Genomic DNA, 385 nt, shown 5'->3' on the forward strand with positions numbered 1-385 from the left:
CCGTGGAAACTGGCATCTTTCAAACGCTATCTCAAGAGTATTGGAAAAACTCTTGAAGAGTATCAAGACAACAAGCTTGCTTGATACTTTAATAGCATACATTATTTTGCCCTATAAGTGCAATGATTTTTTTGAAAATCATTGCACTTATAGTGGCCCACATTTTGGGACATTTTCATTTTCGATTGACATTAAGTGATAAAGAAAGAAGTCAAATTGAAATATTATTAAACGAGGGCTATACTATTTCAAAAATTGCAACACTACTGAATCGCCATAAATCCACCATTTCACGTGAAATCAAACGTGGCTCTGTTCTACAAAAACAATACCTTTATGGCTATAAAGAAGTATTACAATCAACATATTTTAGTGATACTGCTCA

At 33.0% G+C, this 385-nt stretch carries 1 protein-coding gene; it reads left to right on the forward strand.

Annotated elements, in window-relative coordinates:
* Window positions 1–164: 164 nt before the first annotated feature.
* The coding region (locus E4T68_RS09040) for a helix-turn-helix domain-containing protein (RefSeq protein WP_167753885.1) at window positions 165–385 on the forward strand (221 nt) is incomplete at its 3' end.

It is taken from the genome of Granulicatella sp. WM01 (assembly GCF_004570605.1).
Classification (GTDB): domain Bacteria; phylum Bacillota; class Bacilli; order Lactobacillales; family Aerococcaceae; genus WM01.